Raw genomic sequence first — 18,384 nt, 5'->3', positions numbered from 1 at the left:
GTCATACGCGCTTGACTTGAAAGAAGCTAAATCCATACGGTCACTTCCACGGTGTTGCTTCCGCAATCAGGAGAAGTGTATGACCGTCATCCCGGCCGACTCCCGGACAGTGCAGGTTCTGGGGCGCCCATTCAGCGGGGGTGACCTCACCGTGCCCAACCGCATCGTCATGGCCTCGCTGACGCGCGAGTTCTCGCCCGGCGGGGTGCCGGGTGACGACGTTGCGCAGTACTACGCTCGCCGGGCCGCTGCGGACGTGGGCCTGATCGTCACCGAGGGAACCTTCGTCAACCATCCCTCGGCCGGCACCAGCGACAGGGTTCCGCGCTTCTGGGGTGTGGAGGCGCTGGCCGGCTGGCACAAGGTGCTCTCCGCCGTGCACCAGGCCGGAGGGAAAATCATCCCCCAGCTATGGCATGTAGGGGCCACTCGCGCCGACGGCGCGGGGGCCCCGTTCCCGCCGCACCGCCCGTCGGCCCCTCCGGGCTTGCCCTGGACGGTTCGCCCAAGGGGATCGCACTCGGCGCGGATGGCGTCGACGACGTGATCGCCGCCTTCGCGGAGGCAGCGGCGACCGCGCAGACACGCACCAACCGGCGCACCGACTCCTACGGCGGCGATGCCGCGTCCCGCACCCGCTTCGCCGCCGAGGTCGTAGCGGCCGTCCGGGCGGCGGTCACGCCGGGCTTTCCCGTCTTCTTCCGGCTGTCGCAGTGGAAGTCCGGAAACTACGACGCGCGGCTCGCCGACACGCCCTCGGAACTCGAAGCGATACTGACCCCGTTGGCGGCCGCCGGCGTGGACTCCTTCCACGCCTCGACGTGCCGCTACTGGATCCCGGAGTTCGAGGGAAGCGGCCTCAATCTTGCGGGCTGGGTCAAGAGACTGACCGGCAGGCCGTCCATCACAGTCGGTTCCATCGGCCTGGGCAAGGAGTTCGTCGGCCCTGGAGGCAGGGCAGACCAGTCGGCCGTCACGGGGATCGGCGGACTGCTCGACCGCGCAGAGCGCGACGAATTCGACCTGGTCGCCGTCGGCAGGGCTCTGGTCTCCGACCCCGAGTGGGCCCGCAAGGCCCTCGCCGGTCGGCTCGGCGACGCCGCACCCTACGATGCGGCACTGCTCAAGACTCTCCACTGACACTCGACAGGCGGCTGGCACGCGGCCGCCGACCGACATCCGGACCTTCTGTGCAGTCTCTCGCGCTCGCCATCGAGGCACCGCGCAGAGAGTGTCCGGCCGGGATGTGTGCCCAGGACCACACTCCCAAATGTAAACCGATCGGTTTTCGTGTGGCCTTGGTGGAGTTACTCTCTCATCATGACCACAGAGGCGAAGCCGAGTTCTCGCGACCGGCTCTTGGAGGCAGCGGCCAGACTTTCCTACCTCGACGGCGTCAACGTCGGCGTCGAGGCGCTGTGCAAGGCGGCGGGCGTGTCGAAACGCTCGATGTACCAGCTGTTCGCAAGCAAGGACGACCTGCTGGCGGCGAGCCTGGAGCGGCGTGCCCCCAGCTTCGCAGCCCGTCTGCAGCCAGAAGCGGATGACGCACGCCCACCACGCGAGCGGATCCTGCACGTCTTCGCACAGGTGGAAGCGCTGGCAGCCTTGCCGGCATACCGAGGCTGCCCGTACCTCGCCGTCCAGATCGAACTGAAAGACCCGGACCACCCTGCAAGCCGGGTCGCGCGAAGGGTCAAGGAGGACCTGACGTCCTTCTTTCGCGCCGAGGCCGAGCGGGGCGGGGCGAGCGACCCCGATCTCCTGGCCTGGCAGTTGAGTCTGGTCTTCGACGGGGCAAGCGCCCGCTTCGGAATCCGGGCCGATGCCCCGGCCGGACTGGTCCAGCCCACTGTGAGCACGCTCCTCGACGCCGCTGGTGTGCGCTGACCAAGCGAAGTCAGGAGGCTTCGGGCAGCGGAATTCCGCCGATACGGAGCAGCTGAGTGCTGCCGGAGTGGAGCGGCTCGCCGCAGAAGCCGCAGACGGTCCGCAGGTGGAGCACTGCACCGCAGTCGTGGCGGTACACCGTGGGAGGTTCTCTCTCGGTCACATAGCGATCGCCCCACTCCATCAGAGCGAGCAGGAGGGGCTGCAGTGCGCGCCCGGCTTCCGTGGGCGTGTACTCGTAGCGGGGCGGGTGCGTCTCGTACAGCTCCTTGGACAGGACGCCGTGCTCGACCAGCTTCTTCAGCCGGATGGCCAGGACGGACCGGCTTGCGCCCGTATGCGCCGCGATCCCGTCGAAGCGGCGCACCCCGAAGAAGACCTCCCGCAGTACGAGGAGGCTCCAGCGCTCTCCGACGACGGCGAGGGAGTTCGCGATCGAGCACAGGCGCGGATGTTGGTCGGGCATGGGATCACCTTCGTGCGAGTTCATGCGGGGGGGTGCTGAGAGGTGTTCGCGACGGGTCAGTCGGAGCTCGGCTGCCGTTTCGTAGGCGGCTGCCACCCTCCGGTGACTTCCTTGACGGGTTTGTGCGGGTAGCGGCGCTGGGCGTACTTCTGCGCGTCGGAGCCTGGCAGGACGTACAGGGTCTCGGTCTTGTCCTGGAGCGGGCGCAGCACTGTGTCCATGAAGTTCTTGCGGTCCTCCAGGTACGGCCCCAGCACGTCCTCCCCTCCTGGGCAGACGGCCATGCAGTAGCCGGATTTGTAGTTGGGCTTGAAGGCCAGGCTCTGCCACATGGAGGCGTTCTCCGGGTCGGTGACCCGGGAGCGGAAGTCGGCAGCGTCCTCGCTGTCGGCGACGGTCTGGGCCCAGTCGGTGAAGCCGCTCATGAACTCGCGGTAGTTGTGCGTGACGCAGGCGAAGAAGTCGAACTCGCCGTCCTTGCCGATGGCGCCCACCGGGCATGCGGCCACGCACAGCTTGCAGTCGATGCAGGGGTTGTAGTCGAGCGGCTTGCCGTGCTCGCTGACCTCGGCGTCGACGAGGATCGTGGCCAGGAGGACGAAGTTGCCGAACCTGGGATGGATGACGTTGCGGTGCAGACCCATCACGCCGAGCCCGGCGGCCACGGCGACCGTCTTGTGCTGCACCACCCAGATGCGCCCGGGGAAGCGGTCCATCTCCTGGGGAAACCCGGCTGCGGGATTGAGCGCACCGTAGCCGGCGTTCTCCAGGGCCCGGGCCACCGTGCGGGCGGCGTGGTTGACCTGTTCGTCCGTCTGGTGAAACTCGTGGTTCGCCACGCTCCTTGCCGGCGAGCGTGTGTTCTCGCGGTTCATCCGGACCACGAGCGAGATGAGGCTGCGCGTACCGGGCAGTGCGGCCAGTACGTGCTCCCGCTCGTCGGCCAGATCGGGATGGTCCACGCTCACGGCGGCCGCGTCGTCCGCGCCGGCCTCAAGACATACCTTGCGCAGCCAGTCGGCGTCGATGACTGAAGGCGCGCTCGCGGTGCCGGCCCCACGCCGGGCCAGCACCGTCTGCACCGACGGGTGTTTGGTGAGTTTGGCAGGCAGCCGCGGGCCCTCCCGGTGCCGCTCAGCGTGTTGCTCGTCCATAATCCGCCTCCTGTAAGTTTGATTTTCAAACTAACTATGGATGCAGGTGAGTTGGAAAAACAAGACCCGCTGGCGGTCCGTGCCGCTTGCCCGACTTGAAGGTTGAAACCGATCGGTTTACGATAGCGAAAACCGATCGGTTTCGCATCTGGAGAATGTCATGACCGCAATCAAGGGCGCCGTCGTCCTCGTCACCGGCGGCAGCCGGGGCATCGGCAAGGCGTTCGTGGAAGAGCTGTACTCGCGCGGCGCCGGCAAGGTCTACGCCACGGCGCGCGATCCGCGTACCGTGGCGCACCTCGACGCAGTCCCCCTGCCCCTGGAGGTCACCAACCCAGACTCTGTGGCGGCTGTCGCCGCACAGACCCAGGACGTCACCATCCTGATCAACAACGCCGGCGCCTCGGCCAATGCCAACTACCTCGACTCCTCGGTCGATGACATACGCCGGGACTTCGAGACCAACTTCTACGGACCGCTGCTGGTCACCCGCGCCTTCGTGCCCACGCTTGAACGCAACGGCGGCGGTCACATCCTCAACGTCCACTCGGTGCTGTCCTGGCTGGCCGACGGCACCTCCTACAGCGCCTCCAAGGCCGCGATGTGGTCCCAGACCAACTCCCTGCGTCTGCAGCTGCGCCCGCGCGGCATCCAGGTCACCGGGCTTCATGTGGCCTACGTCGACACCGACATGGCGGCGAGTGTCGATGCACCTAAGTCGAACCCCCGCGATGTCGCCGTGGCCGCACTCGACGGGGTCGAGACGGGAGCGCACGAGGTGCTGGCCGACGACATCACCCGCTGGGCGAAGGCGAAGCTGGCCGGCGATCTGACGGATATGTACGCGCAGCTGGCGAAGTAGCTCACGGAACGGTTGAGGAGGCTCGCATGGAAGACACGACCACCCACCGGGACGTCGTCGTGAACGGAGTCCGGCTGCACATCGCCGAACAGGGCGAGGGCCCGCTGGTCGTTCTGCTGCACGGCTGGCCGGAGAGCTGGTACTCCTGGCGCCACCAGTTCGCGCCCCTGGCTGAGGCCGGCTACCGCGTCGTGGCACCGGACCAGCGCGGCTACGCCCGCAGTGAGCAGCCGTCGGACGTCACGTCCTACACGATGCTCCACCTGGTGGGCGACGTGATCGCTCTGATCAAGGAGCTGGGGGAGGAGCAGGCGATTCTTGTGGGCCACGACTGGGGCGCACCCGTGGCATGGACCACGGCGATGCTGCGTCCGGACGTGGTCCGGGCGGTGGCCGGACTCAGCGTCCCGCCGATCCTGCCCACCGGTCTGGTCCCACCCTCGATCACCCGCACCCAGTACGGCGAGGGGTTCTACCAGATCTACTTCCAGGAACCCGGAGTCGCCGACACAGAGCTGGCCAAGGACATCCCGGCGTCCTTCCGACGCATCCTGTTCGGCGCTTCCGGCAACAACCCGCTCAACCGGCAGCCCCGCCCGTGGGTCATTCCCGACGGCAGGACCCTCCTGGACACGATGCCCGAGCCGCCGGCCCTGCCGGACTGGCTGATGGAGGCGGACATCCAGGCCTACGCCGACGACTTCGCCCTCCACGGCGAGCGGGCCTTCACCGGCGCCTTCAACTGGTACCGCAACATTGAGCGCAACCATGAACTCCTCGCGCCCTTCCGCGGCCGCGGTATCGACGTTCCTGCGCTGTACGTGGTGGGCGACCGCGACATGGTCACGTCCCTCGGCGGCGCGAAGGGGTTGCGCACCTCCCTGGGTACCATCGCTCCCCGCCTGCATGCCCAGGTGGTACTGAAGGGCTGCGGGCACTGGACCCAGCAGGAGCGACCCGACGAGGTCAACACCGCACTGCTCGACTTCCTCTCTCACGTTGACCGCGCTGCCGCTCAGTGACGCGGTGTACGAACCTGCCCGCCCCTCGGCAACAGCCCCGCCCGTGCCGGATGCACCAGCCGCCGCACGTGTGCGTCGCCAAAAAGATGGCTGGACGGATACCGGGGATGCCCGCGGCCGGCCTCTGCCGACCGACGGTGACAAGGCCGGCTGCCAACGCTGGGTACTGTCCCGGTGTACGGAGGTTGGACCTGTGACACGGATGGGACGGCAATCGCGGCCGGGGGCTCCCGGCGAGCCGAGGGCGAACCCTTTGAACACCAGCTCCTCTGCAAGCCGCCTTTACAGCCGGACGGTTCATGCCAACGGCCTCGACTTTCCGATCGTCGAGGCCGGGGCCGGCCCTCTGGTGCTGTGCCTGCATGGCTTTCCCGATCACGCCGGCAGCTGGCGTGAGCTCCTCAACTGCCTTGCCCAGGAGGGCTACTGGGCGGTCGCGCCAGCGCTACGCGGGTACTGGTCCGGTGGCGCGGGGCTTGGCGGCTCCTATCGGGCCTGGGTGACGGGACAGGACGTGCTGGCCCTCGTCGAGGCTCTCGGGCGCGAGCAGGCAGATCTTGTGGGTCATGGTTGGGGCGCAGGGGCGGCGTACGCGGCGGCCGGCCTTGATGCGACGCGTGTCCGCAAGGTCGTCGGCATGGCGCAGCAGCGTTCCGTGCCACAGGAGAGGGTCGGTCGGCGCGAAGCTCACAGCTCGGCTTTCCGGCCGAACGGTGCCCTTCATATGCCGTTTCTCCGCCTCCAAGGAGCCGACGGCCGCAGTGGTTCCGAGCAGTCGCATGACGGCTTGGACGCACTGTTCGTCAACGGCTACAGACGCATCGTCGTGCCAGGTGCAGGGCACTTTCTGCACCTGGAACAACCTCGGACGGTTGCCGGCCACATCGTCAGTTTTCTGGACAGCTGAGCCAACACTTCTTCAGCGATTGAAGGGGCATCCAATGCCACAACACGATCCCGTTCTGATCACCGGTGCCGGCGGCGAAGTCGGATCCGTGAGCAGAGTGATCATCAACATGCTGACCGAGAACGGCTATCCGGTCCGCGCCTTCGTGAGGAGCGACGACCAGCGGGCGGACTCACTTCGCCGTTCCGGGGCCGAGGTGTTCGTCGGCGACCTGCTCAACATCGCCGACGTTGCAGCCGCCTTGGACGGCTGCAGGCGCGTCTACTTCAGCATGAGTCTGTCGCCCTACTACAGCGACGCAGTGGCTCTGATGGCCGCCGCCGCGCGCTCGCAGGGCGACATCGAGGTCTTTGTGAACATCTCCGAATTCGAGCAGTCCTTCATGACGTTCGACAAGATGACCGAGCCGCGCGAGGAACGGCTCTCCTGGCTTGGTGGATTTGCCGCAGACTGGTCCCCACAGCAGCGTGCCCACTGGGTGTCGGAGCAAGTTCTGAACTGGTCCGGCCTCCCCACCGTGAACATACGGGCAACCATATTCGTTGAAAACCCCATTCTGTCCTGGCTCGCACTCAAACCGTTGAGCGAAGGCGAGCTGCATCTGCCCTTCGGCACACAAAGACTCGCGCCCATCGCCGGCCACGACGTCGCGGAGCTGTGCGCGAAGATCCTGACGGACCCGGCGGAGCACATCTCGAAGTCCTATGCGCTCACCGGACCGGAAGCGAAGGACATGCACGGGTTCGCAGAAGACTACGGTGCCGCGCTGGGGCGCCCCGTCTCGTACGTCCCCCACGACCTGGAAGCCTGGAACGGCACATACATCGACCAGGTCCTCGGAGCGCGAGATCCGCACGTGGCGGAACACCTGAAAACCCTGACCCGTCTGGTCGCCGGCGGACGCTACGCGGCTGTCACCGGCCAGCTGGAAACCCTCCTCGGACGCCCGCCGAAGTCCGTCCGCTGGTCCCTTCAGCGCAATCCGCGCATTCGCCAAGCAGCAGGCGCCTGAGCAAAGCCGCGGGAGGGTGCGCGATACGAAGTGTGTCTTGGCCAACCGCGCTGAGTACGGGGCCTGGGTGTCCGGGCCGCGGGCAGGAAGAGATGAAGGTTCTGGTCGAGGGATGCTGACCAAGATCAGCCTGCCCGCCTGGAGTTGTGCCTGTCTCTGCACGCCAGGGACCGGCCTGCCCAGCCAAGTCCTGGCTTCCTGCCCGGCATCCTTGAGCTCGGCGCTTGGAACACGGCGGCGGCCCGGGGGTCGTGCCGGGGCGCAAAGGGCGCAGGCCTCCGGGCACTGGCGTGGTGATGTGCCCACGTCCGCCTGGAGGCCTGCCTTCCCGGATTTCGCCGCGATCGCCCAGGGGGCTAACGAGGGGCTGCGGCCTCCAACAGGGCATACATCTCGCGTACCGGCAGGGCGAGCGCGGCCTTGACCTGCCTGGTCAGCTCGTCGGCAAGGACTTCTTGCTCGCCGGCCTCGAAGCCATCCAGGGCAAGGGTGATCATCTCGGCCGGGTCGTTCTTGTTGGGCACGTCGAGGGCCGCCGTCATCGGGGTGTCCGTGTGCGCCATCTGAAGTGAGAGGACGTGGGTGCCCTGCCCGGCCAGTTCGAGGCGGAAGGAGTTGTTCGCCGAGTAGAGAGCCGCCTTCGCCGCGCTGTATCCGGCGGACAGCGCGACCCAGCTCAGGACCGACACCACGGTGATGACCGCGCCGCCGCCGTTCTTCTTGAGGATCGGGGCGAACCGCTGGGTCACGGCGACCGGCCCGAAGAAGTCGATGTCGAACACCCGGCGGAGGTTCTCGGCGCTGACCTCGGTCATGGGATAGGGCGAGCCGATCCCCGCGTTGTTGATCAACAGGGTGACATCGGTCGCCGCCTCGGCGGCGGCGTCGATCGTCTCAGGCTTCGTGACGTCGACCACGAGGGGAACGACGCGCTCGTCGTCCCACTCGCCGATCGTGATGTCGGAGGCGTAGACACGGCGCGCCCCGCGAGCGAGGGTTTCGCGGACCCAGTGCTGCCCGAGGCCTCCATTGGCTCCCGTGATGAACGCGGTCGCACCGCGAACTGAAGTGGTCACTGTCTGACTTCCTTTCGTGTCCTCCGTTGGACACTCAAGCGGCACCGGGGTGCTGAAGCGGTCGTCGGCGACGATGACCATTCGGTCACCGCTGCTCGCCGCTGGTGTGGTGTTGCCACCGGTCTCAATCCGCGGCGCCGAGGGGTGGGGGGATGAGTGGGGTTTTGAAGGGGCGCGTATCCGTGTGCGCGCCGCTCCGGACGGTCAGCGCAGGCCGTCGTTCTCCTGCGCTCGCAGGAACCCGAGCACGTCACGGGTGAACGCCTCGGGGTACTGGAAGAGGGAGCCGTGCCCGGAGTTGGGGTAGACGATCAGCTGCGCGTTGGGGATCTTCTGGGAGAGGAGGAACGAGTTCGGCGTCGGCACCATGATGTCGTTGTCACCGTTGACGATGAGGACCGGCTGCTGGATCCGGTCCGCCTCGGGAAGTGTCGAGTCGTCTCCGGCGGCGAATGCACCCAGGGCTCCCAGCTGGACCTTGGCGGCATCCAGCGACACATCGGACTCCGGCCGACGCCGGGAGCTGTAGATGTTGTCCCAGTAGGTCTGGGCGGCTTCGTGGCCGGCGGCGTCCGAGGAGAAGAACAGGGCCTGGAGCGCTTCGACCGAGGGCTCGGGGCGGGCCATCAGCGACATGAGCTTCTCGCGGTCCGGCGCAACGGCTCCCTCGCCGCCACCGCCGCCGGTGCCGACCAGGACGACGCTGCGAACCAGGTCGGGCCGGGTCAGCGTGAACCGCTGGGTGACGAATCCACCCAGGGAGAACCCGAGCAGGTCGACCTCGGTCAGGCCAAGCGCCTCGACGAAGCTGATGGCGACCTCAGCCATCTTGCGGACCGTGGGCTGGACGTCTCCTTCGCTGAAGCCGATGCCCGTGTTGTCGAACACGATGACGCGCCGGTCGGTGGCGAGGCGGTCGACCACCGCCGGGTCCCAGTCGTCGATGCTGGCGCGGAAGCGGCTCACCATCACGAGGGGGACACCCGTGTCGGTCCCGATCTCGCGGTAGGCGAGCTGCACGCCATCGACCTCGACGTGCTGGTTTTCTGCGGTGTGCAGTGAGGCAGTCATATCCGGGCCTTTCCAAGCAGTCTTCAGGGGTGTCGTCCGGGATGGGGGTGGCACTCCGGACGCGGCGACCTCATCATAACTACGTTTTCGATAGTTAGTGACTTCGGGTACGGTAGTTAGTCGGCAATCGGCCGTCAACGGTGGACAGGCCGGGACATCCGTTCGTGTCAGGCGGACCGGCTGGAGACTCCGGCAGAGCGCGGAGCGCTCGGTCGATCGGGATGGTGCGAGGAGCGTGAGCTGTGCGGAGAAAGAGCAGCATCGAGGGTCTGCCATGCAACATCGCGCACGCATTGCAGGCGATCGGCGATGAATGGAGCTGGCTGATCGTCCGTGATGTACTGCGCGGGAAGCATCGCTTCGACGAGTTCCAGAAAAGCCTGCCCATCGCCCCCGCCGTCCTGACGAACCGGCTGCGAAGCCTCGTCGAGGCGGGGATTTTGGAGCGCCGTCGATACAGCGCCCATCAATCGCGTTTCTCGTACGAACTCACTGAGCGCGGCCGCCAGCTGGAAGTGATCATCGTCGCGTTGGATCGCTGGGGTCACGAGCACGCGCAGGCCGAGGACGAGCTCCCGCTCCTCGCGTTCCCCAGTCAGCAGGCCCGGGACGTGGCCCGCGACTGGTTCGCCGCCTGACGGCTCAAGCGGGCCGACGGATGCCGGGCTGCGGGGCCGCGGTGTCCGCTCGCGGGTGATCATGCTTGGATCACCATCGCGATTCCCTGTCCGGTACCGATGCAGAGGGCGGCGAGTCCGACCCCGCCGCCGCGTCGGCGCAGTTCGCGTGCCAGGTGAAGGGTGATCCGTGCTCCGGAGGCGCCGAGCGGGTGGCCGATGGCGATGGCGCCACCGTGGATGTTCACCCGCTGAGGGTCGAGCTCCGGCCACGACTTCAGGCACGCGAGCGACTGGGCGGCGAAGGCTTCGTTGAGTTCGACCAGGTCGACGTCCTGCCACCGCAGGCCGGCCCGCGCCAGCGCCTTGTTGGCGGCTTCGACGGGCGCGATCCCGAAGATGTCCGGATCGTTGCCGACGACGGCGCGCGAGACGATCCGGGCGAGCGGCTCCCCGTCGATTCCGGCTGACGCTGCCGCGGAGTTCGCGATGAGCAGGGCGGCGGCACCGTCGTTGAGTGGAGAGGAGTTTCCGGCCGTCACCGTCCCCTCGGAGCGGAAGGCGGGCGGCAGGGCCGCAAGCTTCTCCAGATCGGTGTCGGCCCGTATCCCCTCGTCGCGGACGAGTTCGGAGCCGGCCGGTGTCATGAGTTCGTCCGTGAACGCGCCGGCACTGTCGGCCGCTGCGGCGAGGCGGTGGCTGCGGAGTGCGAAGGCGTCCTGTTCCTCGCGGCTGATGGCGAATCTGTCGGCGAGGATTTCGGCGGTCACCCCGTTGGAGACCGTCCACTGGGGCGGCAGCTTCGGGTTGGTCATGCGCCAGCCGAGGGTGCTTGAGTACAGGGTCTGGTTGTCCGGCGGGAACCCGCGGTCAGGTTTGGGCAGGATCCAGGGGGCGCGGCTCATGGATTCGACACCGCCCGCGATCACGATGTCGGCGTCACCGGCCTCGATGGCCCGGCTCGCCTGGACGATGGCCTCCAGGCCGGAACCGCACAGCCGGTTGACGGTGGCCCCGGGGACGGACGTCGGCAGGCCGGCCAGGAGCGCGCTCATGCGGGCGACGTTGCGGTTGTCCTCGCCGGCACCGTTCGCGTCGCCCAGGACGACGTCGTCGACGCGGGCGGGGTCCAGGCCGGGATGGCGGGCCAGGAGGCTTGAGATCACATCGGCCGCGAGGTCGTCGGGACGGATGTGGGCCAGAGCCCTGCCGTACCGGCCGAACGGTGTGCGCAGGCCGTCGTAGATATAGCTTTCGACTGTCATGGCTGGTCCTCGTGCGGGATTCAGGCGAATGCGGCTATGCCGGTGATGTCACGGCCGACGATGAGCGACTGGATGGAGTCCGTCCCCTCGTAGGTGTGCACGACCTCCATGTCGGTGAGGTGGCGTGCGACATCGTTCTCCAGAAGCAGACCGTTCCCGCCGAGCATGTCGCGCGCTTCCCGGCACAGGTCGCGTGCCTTGTCGCAGACGTGCATCTTCAGCAGGGACGCCTGTGCGTTACTGAACCGGCCGTCGTCCTGCAGGGTGGCCGAGCGGAAGCACATGAGCTGCATCGACGTGAGCTCGGCCAGCATCTTGGCGAGTTTGTGCTGGACGAGCTGGAAACTGGCGATGGGTCTGCCGAACTGCTCCCGGGTCTGCGCATAGCGCGCCGCGATCTCGTAGGCGGCGGTGGCATGCCCCAGGGCTTCCCAGGCCACCGTGCTGCGTGTCGCGCTCAGGACGGCGGAGACGTCACGGAACGAGTTGGCGTGGGCGAGGCGGTCGCCGGCGGGGACGAAGACGTCGTCCAGCGTGATGTCGGCCTGAGGGATGGCGCGCTTGCCGATCTTTCCAAGGATCGGGGCCGCCTCGAAGCCGTCCGGGTAGCGCCCGTCCGTCTCCTCGACGACGAAGCCCCGGACCTTCCCGTCGGATTCGTCGCGCGCCCAGATGATCACGACGTCCGCGATGTCTCCCATGCCGATCCAGCGCTTCGCGCCGGACAGCAGGTAGCCGTCACCGCTGCGGCGCGCGGTGGTCTCCAGACGCACCGAGTCCGAGCCGTGCAGGGGCTCGGTGAGCCCGAAAGCGCCGAGCTTCTCCATCCGGGCGAGCGCAGGAAGCCACCGGGCTTTCTGCTCGTCGTCGCCGAAGCGGTCGATCGTGCCCATGACCAGCCCGGACTGCACGGCGTTGACGGTGTTGAAGCTCCCGTCGCCGCGGGAGAGCTCCATCGCCACCAGCCCCGCCTGGAACCGGTTGAGGCCGGGTGCTCCGTAGCCGCGCACCGTCGTACCGACCACGCCCGTCTTCACGAACGCGGGAAGCAGGGCGTGCGGGAATTGCGCCTGCTCCCAGTAGTCGTTGATGACCGGCGCGAGGTCGGACCGTACGAACGACCGGACCCGCTCGACGAGGTCACGATCTTCCTCGGACAGGAAGTCCGCCAGCGCGTAGTAGTCCGTGTCGACGTCGTGGGGGATACGAGTCATTGCTGATCGCTCTCCGTCAGGTGAGGGTCGTCGGTGCCTGCTCGGAGCCAGGCGAGGATCTCCTCGCTGTGTTCGCCGATGCCAGGGGGCCGGTATCGGTACGACGCGGGTGTCGCCGAGAAGGTGATGGGATTGCGGATGCCGGGGAGAGCCTCGTCGCCGGTACCGCTGCGCACTGTGGGCTGCAGACCGAGCCGGGTCGCTGTGGCCAGGCCGCCGGCCACGTCCTGGATGGGCGCGGCCGGTATCGAGTCCCTGGCCAGGACCTCGAACCACTCGTCGGCGGTCCGCTGCAGCAGCGCGCGGGTGAGGAGTGGCCTCAAGGCGTCGCGGTGAGCGCTTCGTGCCGGGGCCGTGGCGAACCGGGGATCGTCGGCGAGGTCCGGCAGTCCGACGGCCCGGCACAGGCGCCGGAACTGGTGGTCATTGCCGATCGCCAGGATCAGCTGTCCCTGCCGCGTGTCGAAGGGCGCGTACGGATAGAGGCTGGGGTGTTCGTTGCCCATCCGGCGCGGAACGGCGCCGGTCATGACGTAGGCGCCGGTCAGGTTGACCATGCCGGACAGGGCCGACATCAGCAGACTCATCTCGACGTGCTGTCCCTCACCGGCGCGTTCGCGGTGATGAAGGGCGGCGAGGATGCCGATCGCACTGTGCAGACCGGTGATGACGTCGAACATCGACAGGCCCGCCCGCAGGGGCGGGGCATCAGGTGTGCCGGTGACGTCCATCATTCCGGACAGTGCCTGGATGAGCAGGTCGTAGCCGAGGAGCCCGGCTGCCGCAGGCTCGGTGCCGAAGCCGCTGATCGACGCATAGACCACCGAGGGATTGGTCTTCGATACGGCCTCGTAGTCGAGCCCGAAGCGAGCGGCACCGCCTGGCTTGAAGTTCTGGATGACGACGTCCGCACGCTGTGCCAGCTGCTGTGCGGCGGCCCGGTCGGCGGCGTTCGTCAGGTCCAGCACGATGGAACGCTTGTTGCGGTTCACCGACAGGTAATAGGTCGAATCGTCGCCGAGCGTCGGTGGCTTGTACGCCCGGGTCTCGTCACCGGCCGGACTCTCGACCTTGATGACGGTGGCCCCGAGGTCGGCGAGCAGCATCGAACAGTAGGGGCCGGCCAGAACGCGGCTGAAATCCGCGATGACCACACCGTCGAGCGGACCGGGGGCCGTCACGGCATCCGTCTCGCTCACTTCGGCGGGCGGCAACGTCATCGTCGCTCCCTCACTCCGCTGTCTCACACCACACCGGTGCGGGATCTCTCAGGCCAGCCTGCGGGAACTTTTGATTGCCGTCCAATACCTAATGAGAGCCCGACAATTTCAGATATTGCATGAGTGTGTTCGATGCCCGACACTCCGACTGTGGAGATCCAAGACATCAAGGTGTTCCTGGCCGTCGCGGAGGAACTGCACTTCGGGCGAGCCGCAGAGAGGCTGCACCTCGCGCAGCCCCCGGTCAGCCGCAGCGTCCGCCGCCTGGAAGACGAGCTCGGAGTGCGGCTGTTCGAACGGACGACCCGGAGCGTGCGCCTCACCCCGCAAGGAGAAGCTCTTCGCGAACCGGCCACCGAGATGCTGGACGCTCACCGGCGTGCCCGCCTCATGGTCAAGGCGGCCGGGCGCGGAGAGGTCGGCCGTGTCCGGGTCGCCTATGCGGGGGCGTCGACGCACGTGATGGTCGGCAAGCTGGCCCGCGTCGTCCGCCAGGAGTACCCGGGGATTCAGTTCGAGCTGTACAGCCAGAACTTCGCGGGGCCGGCGCTCGGCCGGGTGCTGCGCGGTGAGATGGAGATCGGGTTCGCCCGCTGGGACGAGGCGATTCCCGGTATCGCCGACCGGGCCGTTGCGCACGAGGACCTCGTCGTGGCTGTCCCTGCGTCACACCGACTGGCGGGTCGGAAGACCGTGAGGATGGCCGAGCTCGGGCAGGACCAGTTCGTCTCGCTGCCGCCCTACTCGGGGGCGGTGCTGATCGACCGGCTGCGCCGGCTGTCGCACGATGCCGGATTCTCGGCCGATGTCGTTCAGGTCGCGCCCGACACGTGGACGCTGCTGGCGCTCGTCGAGGCGGAGGTGGGCTGCGCCCTGACGGTTTCCTCGGTGGCGCACAACGTCAACGCTCCAGGAGCGCGCTTCCTGCGCGTACTGGATCACTATGACCCCGTCGTACTGAGGATGGCCTGGCGTGCCCAGGACGAAACGGGTGCTCTGGCCGCAGTGCTGCGGTTGGCGGAACGGGTACTGCCGACCCCAGGGGAGTAGTGCGTCACACCTGCGCAGTGCTCGTTCCTCTGTTGGAGGGGGCACAACTCCGGTTCCATATTGCGATCGATCCTCTCTGGCGGTCATTCGCCAGCGCACGGCGGCCACGTCGCCGCAGTGGCGCTTGCTGCCGTGTGTGACCGGTTCGCCTTCGGCGCCCACCCAGCCCGCAGCCTGACCACGTACTTCCTGACCCGCCGACGCCGGGCCGCTGCCGATCGGTTTTCAGTTGCTAGTCTCCATTGTCCGGAGGTGCTCCCGGCCGGCCGTCGATGACAGTGCCGGTGGCGCCTTGGCGGTTCGTCGTCTGACCGGCGTGGGGGTTTGACGAGTCATCGCGCACGCCAGCGGGGCGACGCGCCAGAAGAGGGGCGCAGGGTCGGCGCAGAGGTGTCACAGTCGTACTCGCCGCAGTCGACTTGTCGTCCGTGCCCTCTGGCAGGTTCCTTCCATGCGCCCGGGTGTGGCTGCCAGACGCAACGCTGTGTCCAGGCTGCTGGGTCTGCTGAGTGGCCGGCCGCCGCGTTCTGTTCAGGCTGCCTGTCGGCCCTCGGCCTGCTTGCTGCCGGCTCATCCCACTCTCCCGTGACGGTCGCTCGTGCTCCGTGCCCGCGGCGGTAGCGGTCGGCGCTCCCTTTGAGCCGGGGGCTGAATTTCGCGAACCCAAGATCTGCATGTCTCTGCCCTATGGATCCTTGACACCGCCAGAGAGAAGCCATCTAATCTGAAACGGTTCTTTCGGACGGTGGTGGCTCTCATTGGACGCACAGACTGCGACGCTGCACGGCGTCGACTCAGGTGTGCAGCTGATCACCCGTCGCCATGTTGACTTCTGCCGTACATCGTCGGCCGTCTGTCCCTCCGCGCGCCTCTGAATTCCCTCCGGCTCCCCCTGCCGGCGGGCTTGCCATGCCCACGGAAGGATCCTTCATGCTCAACCCTGCCCTGGCTCTTGCCATCGAAATCGACGGCGACGGTGCTCACCCGGCCTCATGGCGTCGCGCCGCGCACGCGCCCGACGAACTGCTGACTCCACGGCGTGCGGCACGCATGGCCACGGCGGCGGAGAACGCCGGGTTCACCCTGATCACTCTGGACGACGGATTGCTGCCTCCAGGCCGCGGACAGGACATCGGCGGCCGCATCGGAGCGATTGAAAGAGCGGCGTTCATCGCCGCGTCGACCAGCGTGCTGGGTATTGCTCCGGTGGCGCCGGTCACCTACGCAGAACCCTTCCACGTCTCCACGCAACTGGCGTCGCTTGATCACATCTCCGCAGGGCGGACAGGGTGGGTCGTCACCGAGGAGGACCAGCCCGAGTCCGCCCACGCCTGGGGGCGTCCCCTGGTCGCGGGTTCCGCAGCGCGTGCCCGGGAATCTCGTGACGGCGTGCACGTGGTCCGCGGCCTCTGGGACTCCTGGGAGGACGACGCGGCCATCCGCTCCGTCGTCACCAGCCGCTATCTCGACCGCGGCCGACTGCACTACGTCGACTTCATCGGCGAGACCTTCTCAGTGAAGGGCCCCTCGATCGTGCCTCGCCCACCGCAGGGCCAGATCCCCGTGTTCGCCCGCCACGGGCTCGTGCCCGACGAACAGGTGGACGCTGCCCTGGTAGCGGGCCGCACCCTGGCAGAGGTCCGCGACGCCGCCTCCGGCGTAAAGACCCCCCGCACTTTCGCCGAGGTCGAAGTCGCCCTGGACACCCCGGGCACGACAGCCGCCGATCGGGTCGCCGCGCTGGAAAGCCATGCGCCTTGGCAAGATCGCGGGCGGCTGCGCTACATCGGAGCCGCCACCGGCCTCGTGCAACTGCTGGCCGAGTTGAGCCGCATCGTCGACGGCGTGCGGGTACATCCGCTGGTACTGGATGAGGACTTGCCCGTGCTCTCCCGCATGGTCGTGCCCGACCTCATCGAGCGTGGGATTGCTGCCCGCCCGCTGCCCGGCACCTCACTGCGCACCACCCTGGGGCTGTCCCGGCCCATCAGCCGCTTTGCCCATGTATCTGCCAGGAACGCGGAGGAGACCCGATGAGCCTCACCAACCTTGCGGATGTGCCGCGCCCCCATGCCCAGTTGCACTTCGGCGTGTTCTTCCAGGGAGCCAACCACTGGACCATCTGGTCCGAATTGGCGAGCGGTTCGCAGATCGATCCCGCTTCCTTCCGCCGGGTTGCTCAGGCCGCCGAGCGCGGCCTGTTCGACGCGTTCTTCCTGGGCGAGGGGCTGCGGTTGCGTGAGGTGGACGGGCACATCCACGACCGGGACGTGGCCGGGAGACCGGACGCCATCACGCAACTGGCTGCACTGGCGGCTGTCACCGACCGGATCGGCCTGGTCAGCACATCCAACACCACGTTCAACGAACCGGGCGACCTGGCCCGTCGGCTGTCCGGTCTCGACTTGCTGTCGCGGGGCCGTGCCGGATGGAACGTGGTCACCACAGACAATGCCTGGACCGGGGAAAACTTCCGCAGAGGAGGCTACCTCGACCACGCCGACCGCTACCGGCGAGCCGAGGAGTTCCTCACCATCGCACGAAGACTCTGGGACGGATGGGCCGATGACGCCGTTGCCACGTCGACCGACGCACCGTCCTGGTCCACCGTCGGCTCGGTGCGCCGCGTGCGGACGCAGAGCCGTCACTTCGACCTCGATCTGGCCCCGGTGCTGCCGCGCAGTGTTCAGGGCCATCCCGTGATCTTCCAGGCGGGGGACTCGGGCGAAGGCCGTGACTTCGCCGCCCGCAACGCTGACGTCATCTTCTCCGCCCACGGAAGTGACTTCGACGATGCACTGGCCTTCGCCAACGACGTCCGGCAGCGACTGCGATCTGCGGGCCGGCCCGAGGACGATCTGCGGATCCTGCCCGCCACGGGGATCACCATCGGGGCCACAGAGGAGGAAGCCCGGGAGAAGCACCGATGGCTGCAGTTCCAACAGGTCACACCCGGTACGGCGCTGGCGATCGCTGGCGCGGTGTGGGGACTGGATCTCACCGATCGAGACCCCGACGGCCCTCTGCCCGCAGAGGACCCCGTGGTGGTGAAGGACGGGGGAGCTTTCAGCGCCCGCCGGGTCGCCGATCCGCACGCCGTCGTAGCCAAGTGGAGGGCAGAGGCGGAGAACCACGGCTGGTCACTGCGCGAGACCGTCGTCGCGATGGGCCCTCAGGGCGGACATGTCGGCACACCGGCCAGCCTGGCCGACAAGTTCGCACGGTTCGTTCGCCACGGAGCTGTGGACGGCTTCATGGTCTCACCGCTCCTGATCCCCGACGGCTTGGACGACATCGTCGATCTCCTGATACCGGAGCTACAGGAACGCGGTGTCTACCGCACCGAGTACACCGGCACAACCCTGCGCGAACATCTGGGTCTGCGGGAACCACTCACGCACCGCGCCAGGACGGAGGGGCGGCAGGCCGGTTAGGGGTCACCACGCCGCTGGACGAGAGCCGGTGACGTGCCGGCCGGGACCTACCACGGCGGAAGCCGGAGACCAGAAAGCCGGAGAACCTCCGCGCCTGAACACAGGTGCGGAGGTTCTTGCGAGC

General features: G+C 67.6%; 17 protein-coding genes and 1 pseudogene. 11 read left to right on the top strand and 7 right to left on the bottom strand.

Annotation, left to right across the window (positions count from 1 at the left end; all coding sequences use genetic code 11):
- Positions 1-79 precede the first annotated feature (79 nt).
- Positions 80-1,140, top strand: a pseudogene (locus tag B5557_RS00260) (oxidoreductase).
- Positions 1,141-1,320: 180 nt separating this feature from the next.
- Entirely contained in the window at positions 1,321-1,890 is a 570-nt protein-coding gene (locus tag B5557_RS00255; protein WP_079657208.1) for a TetR/AcrR family transcriptional regulator, read from the top strand.
- Between the two features lie 10 nt (positions 1,891-1,900).
- On the opposite strand, the gene B5557_RS00250 is transcribed toward B5557_RS00255, so the two are convergent.
- Positions 1,901-2,356, bottom strand: coding sequence for a winged helix-turn-helix transcriptional regulator (locus B5557_RS00250; RefSeq protein WP_079657207.1), 456 nt, complete (start codon positions 2,354-2,356; stop codon positions 1,901-1,903).
- Between the two features lie 56 nt (positions 2,357-2,412).
- Positions 2,413-3,510: a 4Fe-4S binding protein gene (locus tag B5557_RS00245; RefSeq protein WP_079657206.1), complete on the bottom strand. Its 1,098-nt coding sequence runs from the start codon at positions 3,508-3,510 to the stop codon at positions 2,413-2,415.
- Positions 3,511-3,670: 160 nt separating this feature from the next.
- Between B5557_RS00245 and B5557_RS00240 the strand changes: the two genes are divergently transcribed.
- The 4 genes from B5557_RS00240 to B5557_RS00225 all read left to right on the top strand — a co-directional run bounded on the left by B5557_RS00240 (position 3,671) and on the right by B5557_RS00225 (position 7,313).
- Positions 3,671-4,372, top strand: coding sequence for an SDR family oxidoreductase (locus B5557_RS00240; protein ID WP_079657205.1), 702 nt, complete (start codon positions 3,671-3,673; stop codon positions 4,370-4,372).
- A 26-nt stretch (positions 4,373-4,398) separates the two neighbouring features.
- A complete protein-coding gene (locus tag B5557_RS00235) occupies positions 4,399-5,394 on the top strand; it encodes an alpha/beta fold hydrolase (protein ID WP_079657204.1) in 996 nt (331 codons plus the stop codon).
- 253 nt (positions 5,395-5,647) lie between these two features.
- Positions 5,648-6,301 carry an alpha/beta fold hydrolase gene (locus B5557_RS00230; RefSeq protein WP_231976176.1) on the top strand — a complete coding sequence of 218 codons (654 nt, stop codon included), beginning with the start codon at positions 5,648-5,650 and terminating at the stop codon, positions 6,299-6,301.
- A 34-nt stretch (positions 6,302-6,335) separates the two neighbouring features.
- On the top strand, positions 6,336-7,313 hold the full coding sequence (locus B5557_RS00225; protein WP_079657202.1) for an NAD(P)H-binding protein: 978 nt from the start codon (positions 6,336-6,338) through the stop codon (positions 7,311-7,313).
- A gap of 356 nt (positions 7,314-7,669) precedes the next feature.
- Here B5557_RS00225 and B5557_RS00220 read toward each other — a convergent pair whose 3' ends face one another.
- A complete protein-coding gene (locus B5557_RS00220; RefSeq protein WP_197697274.1) occupies positions 7,670-8,389 on the bottom strand; it encodes an SDR family oxidoreductase in 720 nt (239 codons plus the stop codon).
- Positions 8,390-8,593: 204 nt separating this feature from the next.
- Positions 8,594-9,460, bottom strand: coding sequence for an alpha/beta fold hydrolase (locus tag B5557_RS00215; protein WP_159424284.1), 867 nt, complete (start codon positions 9,458-9,460; stop codon positions 8,594-8,596).
- A gap of 242 nt (positions 9,461-9,702) precedes the next feature.
- On the opposite strand from B5557_RS00215, the gene B5557_RS00210 reads away from it, so the two are divergent.
- On the top strand, positions 9,703-10,098 hold the full coding sequence (locus B5557_RS00210) for a winged helix-turn-helix transcriptional regulator (protein WP_079664498.1): 396 nt from the start codon (positions 9,703-9,705) through the stop codon (positions 10,096-10,098).
- A 59-nt stretch (positions 10,099-10,157) separates the two neighbouring features.
- Here the strand turns inward: B5557_RS00210 and B5557_RS00205 are convergent, their stop codons facing one another.
- From B5557_RS00205 to B5557_RS00195, 3 genes are read right to left on the bottom strand one after another with little or no spacing between them, the layout of a single operon-like run.
- The gene (locus B5557_RS00205; RefSeq protein WP_079657199.1) at positions 10,158-11,342 is read right to left on the bottom strand and encodes a thiolase family protein; all 1,185 of its coding nucleotides are present in this window, start codon (positions 11,340-11,342) and stop codon (positions 10,158-10,160) included.
- Positions 11,343-11,362: 20 nt separating this feature from the next.
- Complete coding sequence (locus B5557_RS00200; protein WP_079657198.1) at positions 11,363-12,556, bottom strand: acyl-CoA dehydrogenase family protein; 1,194 nt, start codon at positions 12,554-12,556, stop codon at positions 11,363-11,365.
- Positions 12,553-13,776 carry a CaiB/BaiF CoA transferase family protein gene (locus tag B5557_RS00195; RefSeq protein ID WP_079657197.1) on the bottom strand — a complete coding sequence of 408 codons (1,224 nt, stop codon included), beginning with the start codon at positions 13,774-13,776 and terminating at the stop codon, positions 12,553-12,555. Before B5557_RS00195 ends, B5557_RS00200 begins: the two co-directional genes overlap by 4 nt.
- Positions 13,777-13,908: 132 nt before the next feature.
- On the opposite strand from B5557_RS00195, the gene B5557_RS00190 reads away from it, so the two are divergent.
- The 4 genes from B5557_RS00190 (at position 13,909) to B5557_RS00180 (ending at position 18,260) form a co-directional block, all read left to right on the top strand.
- Positions 13,909-14,826 (top strand): LysR family transcriptional regulator, encoded by a 918-nt coding sequence (locus tag B5557_RS00190; protein WP_197697273.1) that lies wholly within the window; start codon positions 13,909-13,911, stop codon positions 14,824-14,826.
- 800 nt (positions 14,827-15,626) lie between these two features.
- On the top strand, positions 15,627-15,701 hold the full coding sequence (locus tag B5557_RS45815) for a putative leader peptide (RefSeq protein WP_331716850.1): 75 nt from the start codon (positions 15,627-15,629) through the stop codon (positions 15,699-15,701).
- A gap of 55 nt (positions 15,702-15,756) precedes the next feature.
- Entirely contained in the window at positions 15,757-16,863 is a 1,107-nt protein-coding gene (locus B5557_RS00185) for an LLM class flavin-dependent oxidoreductase (RefSeq protein WP_079657196.1), read from the top strand.
- Positions 16,860-18,260 carry an NtaA/DmoA family FMN-dependent monooxygenase gene (locus tag B5557_RS00180; RefSeq protein WP_079657195.1) on the top strand — a complete coding sequence of 467 codons (1,401 nt, stop codon included), beginning with the start codon at positions 16,860-16,862 and terminating at the stop codon, positions 18,258-18,260. Before B5557_RS00185 ends, B5557_RS00180 begins: the two co-directional genes overlap by 4 nt.
- The last annotated feature ends 124 nt before the right edge of the window (positions 18,261-18,384 follow it).

The sequence above is a fragment of the Streptomyces sp. 3214.6 genome (genome assembly GCF_900129855.1).
GTDB classification, from domain to species: Bacteria; Actinomycetota; Actinomycetes; order Streptomycetales; family Streptomycetaceae; genus Streptomyces; species Streptomyces soliscabiei.
Note: the sequence above shows the minus strand (reverse complement) of the source record. Positions and strands in the feature narration are given on the sequence as shown.

Bases quoted from the DNA above. Each gene is read 5' to 3' on its own strand.
- B5557_RS00200 (WP_079657198.1), bottom strand. From the start codon at position 12,556: ATGACTCGTATCCCCCACGACGTCGACACGGACTACTACGCGCTGGCG.
- B5557_RS00180 (WP_079657195.1), top strand. From the start codon at position 16,860: ATGAGCCTCACCAACCTTGCGGATGTGCCGCGCCCCCATGCCCAGTTG.
- B5557_RS00250 (WP_079657207.1), bottom strand. From the start codon at position 2,356: ATGCCCGACCAACATCCGCGCCTGTGCTCGATCGCGAACTCCCTCGCC.
- B5557_RS00190 (WP_197697273.1), top strand. From the start codon at position 13,909: ATGCCCGACACTCCGACTGTGGAGATCCAAGACATCAAGGTGTTCCTG.
- B5557_RS00215 (WP_159424284.1), bottom strand. From the start codon at position 9,460: ATGACTGCCTCACTGCACACCGCAGAAAACCAGCACGTCGAGGTCGAT.
- B5557_RS00255 (WP_079657208.1), top strand. From the start codon at position 1,321: ATGACCACAGAGGCGAAGCCGAGTTCTCGCGACCGGCTCTTGGAGGCA.
- B5557_RS00205 (WP_079657199.1), bottom strand. From the start codon at position 11,342: ATGACAGTCGAAAGCTATATCTACGACGGCCTGCGCACACCGTTCGGC.
- B5557_RS00240 (WP_079657205.1), top strand. From the start codon at position 3,671: ATGACCGCAATCAAGGGCGCCGTCGTCCTCGTCACCGGCGGCAGCCGG.
- B5557_RS00235 (WP_079657204.1), top strand. From the start codon at position 4,399: ATGGAAGACACGACCACCCACCGGGACGTCGTCGTGAACGGAGTCCGG.
- B5557_RS00225 (WP_079657202.1), top strand. From the start codon at position 6,336: ATGCCACAACACGATCCCGTTCTGATCACCGGTGCCGGCGGCGAAGTC.
- B5557_RS00245 (WP_079657206.1), bottom strand. From the start codon at position 3,510: ATGGACGAGCAACACGCTGAGCGGCACCGGGAGGGCCCGCGGCTGCCT.
- B5557_RS00195 (WP_079657197.1), bottom strand. From the start codon at position 13,776: ATGACGTTGCCGCCCGCCGAAGTGAGCGAGACGGATGCCGTGACGGCC.
- B5557_RS00185 (WP_079657196.1), top strand. From the start codon at position 15,757: ATGCTCAACCCTGCCCTGGCTCTTGCCATCGAAATCGACGGCGACGGT.